General features: G+C 66.8%; 8 protein-coding genes. 4 read left to right on the top strand and 4 right to left on the bottom strand.

Translation table 11 applies throughout. The features are described 5' to 3' along the window. From ACLFMY_RS08330 to ACLFMY_RS08320, 3 genes are all read right to left on the bottom strand, one after another. Nucleotides 1-914: peptidylprolyl isomerase (locus ACLFMY_RS08330; RefSeq protein ID WP_410764200.1), on the bottom strand; the 914-nt coding region annotated here is incomplete at its 3' end. A gap of 46 nt (nucleotides 915-960) precedes the next feature. After that, nucleotides 961-1,266 (bottom strand): YciI family protein, encoded by a 306-nt coding sequence (locus ACLFMY_RS08325; RefSeq protein ID WP_410764199.1) that lies wholly within the window; start codon nucleotides 1,264-1,266, stop codon nucleotides 961-963. A gap of 25 nt (nucleotides 1,267-1,291) precedes the next feature. Next, on the bottom strand, nucleotides 1,292-1,876 hold the full coding sequence (locus ACLFMY_RS08320; protein ID WP_410764198.1) for a septation protein A: 585 nt from the start codon (nucleotides 1,874-1,876) through the stop codon (nucleotides 1,292-1,294). 171 nt (nucleotides 1,877-2,047) lie between these two features. Here ACLFMY_RS08320 and ACLFMY_RS08315 point away from each other — a divergent pair, with 171 nt between their 5' ends. Genes ACLFMY_RS08315 through scpB form a run of 4 tightly spaced genes read left to right on the top strand, consistent with a single transcriptional unit; the run spans nucleotide 2,048 to nucleotide 4,736 of the window. Continuing rightward, entirely contained in the window at nucleotides 2,048-2,674 is a 627-nt protein-coding gene (locus ACLFMY_RS08315; protein ID WP_410764197.1) for an L-threonylcarbamoyladenylate synthase, read from the top strand. Between the two features lies 1 nt (nucleotide 2,675). Then, the gene (locus tag ACLFMY_RS08310; RefSeq protein WP_410764196.1) at nucleotides 2,676-3,335 is read left to right on the top strand and encodes a site-2 protease family protein; all 660 of its coding nucleotides are present in this window, start codon (nucleotides 2,676-2,678) and stop codon (nucleotides 3,333-3,335) included. Next, nucleotides 3,322-4,161, top strand: coding sequence for a segregation and condensation protein A (locus ACLFMY_RS08305; RefSeq protein WP_410764195.1), 840 nt, complete (start codon nucleotides 3,322-3,324; stop codon nucleotides 4,159-4,161). The genes ACLFMY_RS08310 and ACLFMY_RS08305 overlap by 14 nt, the downstream gene beginning before the upstream one ends. Continuing rightward, nucleotides 4,158-4,736, top strand: coding sequence for an SMC-Scp complex subunit ScpB (gene scpB / locus ACLFMY_RS08300; protein ID WP_410764194.1), 579 nt, complete (start codon nucleotides 4,158-4,160; stop codon nucleotides 4,734-4,736). Before ACLFMY_RS08305 ends, scpB begins: the two co-directional genes overlap by 4 nt. Before the next feature lie 85 nt (nucleotides 4,737-4,821). Here the strand turns inward: scpB and ACLFMY_RS08295 are convergent, their stop codons facing one another. Then, nucleotides 4,822-5,259, bottom strand: a complete 438-nt coding sequence (locus ACLFMY_RS08295; RefSeq protein WP_410764193.1) for a DsrE family protein — start codon at nucleotides 5,257-5,259, stop codon at nucleotides 4,822-4,824. Nucleotides 5,260-5,301: the final 42 nt, after the last annotated feature.

The following is a 5,301-nucleotide window of genomic DNA, read 5'->3' as shown; positions in this document are numbered from 1 at the left end:
ACGATGGAGCGGACATCGCTGGCGAGGATCTCGACGTTCGCGTCTGCACGCAACTCGGAGATCATGTCGTTGACCGCCTGTCGACGGACGTGATCCTCCAGTTCCGAGCGAAGGTCGTCGAAGGAAGGGGCCGGTGTCTGGCGCCTGTCGTCCAGCCGGACCACGTGCCAGCCGAAGCGGGTCTCGACCGGTTCGGCCGCGGTCTCGCCGGGCTCGAGCGACTCGACCATCTCGGCGAAGGGCGCCACCATCTGGTCGAGGTTGAACCAGCCGAGGTCGCCGCCCTCTTCGGCAGAGCCCGAATCGGTGGAGTGTTCGCCGGCCAGTTCCTCGAACGGTGTCCCGTCGTCGAGCTCCGCGAGGATGTCCCGCGCCACGTCCTCGCTTTCCACCAGTATATGACGGGCGCGGTGCTGGATGTCTTCCGCGTATTCCGCCTCGACCTCCGCGTAGGCCTCGCGCAGGTCTTCCTCGCTGATTTCGATATCGGCCACGTAGTGAGTCAGGTAGGCGTTGGCGAGCTGGTTGTCGACGGCGTTCTGGACGCGAGCGCGGGTGCGGGCGTCATTGTCCAGTCCCTGCTCGCGGGCCTTGTCGGCCAGCAGACGCAGTTCCACCATGCGGCTGACCAGCCGCTCCTCGGGAAGCTCGGCGCCGAGGTTTTCCTTCACGACCAGCAGGTTTTCCTCGTAGAGCGGGCTGCCGTTGATGCGGGCGACGATCTCGCCGTCCTCGATGGCGGTGTAGTCGGTATCCGTTGCAGCGGCCTGTTCCTGACCCAGCGGGGTCTTCTGGGCAGACTTGGGTCCTTCCTCGCCGCCGCAGCCCGTCAGCAGGCCCGCGGCAAGCAAGAGGCTGCCGCCCATGGCGGTGACCAGGCGAGTGGGTCGGGTGGCGAATCGCGTGTTTTCCATGCTTGCTTTCCTTTGGTCGCTTGTCTTGGTCGTTTTCTCGTTCTTCTCAGGGTGTCTGGCCAAACACCGGCTTGTAGGGGCGCACGTCCACCGAAGCGTACACGCCCGCCGCCCGGAACGGGTCGGCGTCGGCCCAGGACCGGGCGGCCTCGAGCGTGTCGAAGGCCGCGACGATTAGGCTGCCGGAGAATCCGCTCTCGGGACGCGAGGTGTCGATCGGCAGCGGCCCGGCCGTCAGGAGGCGGCCTTCGGCTTCCAGTGCCTCGATACGTTCGCGGTGTGCCGTTCGGTGCGCCGCCCGGCGGTCACCGCTGTCGGGGACGTCGTTGGCCACGATCATAAACCATTGCATGAGTCGTCCTTCCTCCCGGGAAAGTTCAATCCTTGTCCGCCTCGCGCGCGCCGGGGCGCGCCTCCGGCTCCGTCTCGACCTCGGCGCGCTCGGCATACATGCCCAGGTACAGGCCCTGGAGGATCATGAAGACGAAGGTCATGCCCATCAGGCCGAAGAGCTTGAAGTTGACCCAGATGGCTTCCGAAAACTGGTAGGCCACCACGATGTTTGCCACGCCCGAGAGCAGGAAGAAGCCCACCCAAGCCCAGTTCACCCGGTGCCAGATCTCGCGCGGGACCTGGATGACGTGCTCCATCATCCGCTGGACCAGCGGCTTGCTGCCGATGTAGGCGCTGCCGAGGAAGACCAGGGCGAACAGCCAGTTGAGGATGGTCGGCTTCCACATGATGAACAGCGGGTTGTGCAGGATCAGTGTCATGCCGCCGAACAGCACGATCAGGCCGGCCGAGACCCAGTGCATGCGCTCGACCTTCCGCCACATCAGCCACCCGGCCACGATCTGGATGACCGAGGCGACCATGGCCACGGCCGTCGCCACGTAGATGCCTTCGAGGTGGTACGCCCCGAAAAACAGCAGGATGGGGAAGAAGTCGAACAGGAATTTCATGGGGTGTCGGTATCCGATCAGTGGCCTCGTCTCGAGGGCTATCAATCCGCTTGCAGTACACTAACATGGGCCCGGTAGCGGGTGTGAGACAGACCGGCCGTGACACGTCGCCGCGCCGCCTTTCGGGCATCGGCGCAGGCCGACCATTTCAGTTCAACCAGGGGTCGAAACATGACCAGAACGCTAGACATCCATCCGGAAACGCCGCAACCCCGCCTCGCCGCCCTAGCAGCGAAGGGCATCGCGGCGGGCGAGGTGGTTGTCGTGCCCACCGACTCCGGCTATGCCCTGGCCTGCCGGCTGGAGGACAAGGATGCACTGGAACGGATCGCGCGTATCCGTCGTGACAGCGGGGCGCACCACATGACCCTCTCGGTGCGCGATCTCTCCGAGCTGGGCGTGTACGCGAAGGTCGACAACATCCAGTTCCGCTTTCTCAAGAGTCATACCCCCGGGCCCTACACCTTCATCCTGCCGGCCACGCGCGAGGTGCCGCGACGGCTGCTGCACGAGAAGAAGCGTTCGATCGGCCTGCGGATGCCCGAGCACCGGGTGCTGGCCGCGATCCTCGAACAGCTCGACGCCCCCATTCTGAGTGCCTCCCTGGTCATTCCGGACCTCGATGAGCCACTGGACGACCCGGAGCTGTTCCCGGAGTCGGTCAATCGCCAGGTGGACCTGATCGCCTCGGCGGGCTTCTGCGAACAGCTGCCCTCGACGGTACTCGACCTGACCGGCGAGGACTTCACCGTGGAACGCGAAGGACTCGGCGGCGTGCCGCCGGAACTGGCCGAGTAGCGTGCTGGAACTGTCGCTGCTGCAGAAGATCGCGATCGGCATCGTGCCGATACTGCTCGCGGTCACGGTCCACGAGGCCGCCCATGGCTACGTGGCCAATGCCCTGGGAGACCCGACGGCCAAGCGTGCCGGCCGCCTCACGCTCAATCCCGTCCGTCACGTCGACTGGCTGGGCACCATCGTCGTGCCGTTGGTGATGTACCTGTTCACCCAGTTCGTCTTCGGCTGGGCAAAGCCCGTGCCCATCGATCCCTCGCGCCTGCGCGAGCCGCGCCGCGGCATGTTCCTGGTGGCGGCGGCCGGCCCGGGGGTCAATATACTGATGGCCATCGGCTGGGCCCTGTTGGTCGTGCTCGCGCTCAAGGGGCTGGACGGCGGGATGCGCTTCGCCGAACCGCTCGCCCTGATGGGGCAGGTCGGCATCTTCGTCAACCTGATCCTGGCGGTGTTCAACCTGTTGCCCATCCTGCCGCTGGATGGCGGCCGGATGCTGGCCTCGGTGCTGCCGGTCGCCTGGGAGCAGCGGATGAGCCGCCTGGAGCCCTGGGGGCTGCCGATCGTCGTGGTGTTGCTGGTCAGCGGCGTGCTCTCTTCCATTCTCCTGCCGATCATGGGCACCCTGATCAGCTGGTTCAACGCGTTCATCCATGCACTCCTCTGAACGGAACATCGCGTCCCGGCGCTGGGAGGAGGCCACCCCGCGGGTCTCCGGCCAGCCCATGGAGCAGTTGCCTCTGGACCTGTACATCCCGGCAGACGCGCTGGCCATCTGGCTGGAGCAGTTCGAGGGACCGCTGGATCTGCTGCTGTACCTGATCCGCAAGCACAACATCGATATCCTCGAGATCCCCGTCGCCCGGGTGACCGAGCAGTACCTGGAGTACCTCGAGCTGATGAAGTCGATGGCGATCGAGCTGGCCGCCGAATACCTGCTGATGGCCGCGTGGCTGGCCGAGATCAAGTCGCGCATGCTGCTGCCGCCGGAGCCGCGCGACGACGAGGAGGAGCCGCTCGATCCCCGGGCCGAGCTGGTCGAGCGCCTGCTCGAGTACGAACGGACCACGCGCGCGGCCGGCTGGCTCGACGAGCAGCCCCGGCGCGACCGGGACTGGTTCACGCTGGGCATCGACCCGCCGCCGAGCCTGCCGGCCCCGCCGGTGCCGGCCGACCTCGACGGACTGATCGGCGCGATGAAGCGCCTGTTGCGCGAGGGCAGCGTCAAGCGTGCGCACCACGTGCGGGCCGAACCCCTGAGCATTCGCCAGCGCATGACCACGATCCTCGACGCCCTGCAATCCGGTCGTCCGCGTCCGCTGGCGGATTTTTTCCGTCCGGAGGAGGGGCGCATGGGCATCGCTGTGTGCACCGTGGCCATCCTGGAGCTCACCCGCACCCGCGCGATCGACTGGGAACAGGACGAACCCTACGGGCCGGTCACCCTCTACCGGGTGGAGGCCGGACCGGTCGACATGGAGGAAGACGCATGACCGACGAGCGACAGACCCTGCCAGAACCGCCGGAGGGACTGGTCGAGCTGGTCGAGGCCCTGCTGCTGGCACATCCCGAGCCCCTGTCCCTGGAGGCGCTCGGCGGCATGGTCGGGCAGGAGACCGCCCCGGCCCTGATCGAAGCGGCGCTCGACCGGCTGGCTTCCCGTTACGAGACACACCGCTTCATCGAGCTCGACCGGTTGACCCGGGAGGGGGTCTCCCGCTGGCGGCTCGTCGCCGGCGCCTCGCTCGCCCCCTATCTCAAGGCCGGCGATCCGGCCCGTGCGCCGCGGCTGACCCGGGCGGCACTGGAAACGCTGGCCCTGATCGCCTGGCGCCAGCCGATCACTCGTGGCGAGATCGAGGCTGCCCGCGGGGTGGCCGTCAACCCGCAGATCCTCAAGCAGCTGACCGAGCGGGGCTGGATCCGCAGCCTGGGCTACCGTGACACCCCGGGCCGGCCCGAGATGCTGGGTACCACTTCCGCGTTCCTGCAGGACTTCGGTATCGATTCGCTCGACGAACTGCCCGATTTCGAGCGCCTGGCCGGACAGGACGACATCGACGTCTGAGCCCGGCGGGCCGAGCGCGGCCCTGAGAGAAGGCCGACCACGCGCACCCCCTCCGCCTTTGATTTTCACTCGGGCGGACTGAAGCTCAGTAGCTCAGCACCACGGTGTCCGGATCGTTCAATGCCTCGAAGGTCACGTCCGGACCGCCGTGCTCGATGCCCTCGATGACGTCGTCCATGGACATGCCGGCCTGCTTCATGCACATCGGGCAGATGATCACGCGCCCACCCTTGTCCATGGCCGCCTGCAGCAGTTCCTGCGGCGTGTGCCCCGCGGCGGCGAAGGTGTCCTGCTGGCGCTCGGTCGAGGCCAGGTAGACCGCGCGCACGTTGAGGAACAGCACCACGTCGTGGCCGGCCTCCAGTGCCTTGTTGGCCTGACCGGCGGCCATGCCGGCCGCCCAGGTGTCGTCGGTGGTGATGTTGTAGAAGAACGAGCGCTTGTCCTCGTCGGCCAGGGCCGGAGAGGACAGGCTGGCGGCGAGCACCGCGAAGGCGGCGAGACGTCGGATCATGATGGACATGGGGATCCTCCGATTACTTTGTTGTTGGCTGGATTCAGAACA

Origin of the sequence: Guyparkeria sp. (assembly GCF_046545975.1) — a bacterium.
Lineage (GTDB): Bacteria > Pseudomonadota > Gammaproteobacteria > Halothiobacillales > Halothiobacillaceae > Guyparkeria.
Note: the sequence above shows the minus strand (reverse complement) of the source record. Positions and strands in the feature narration are given on the sequence as shown.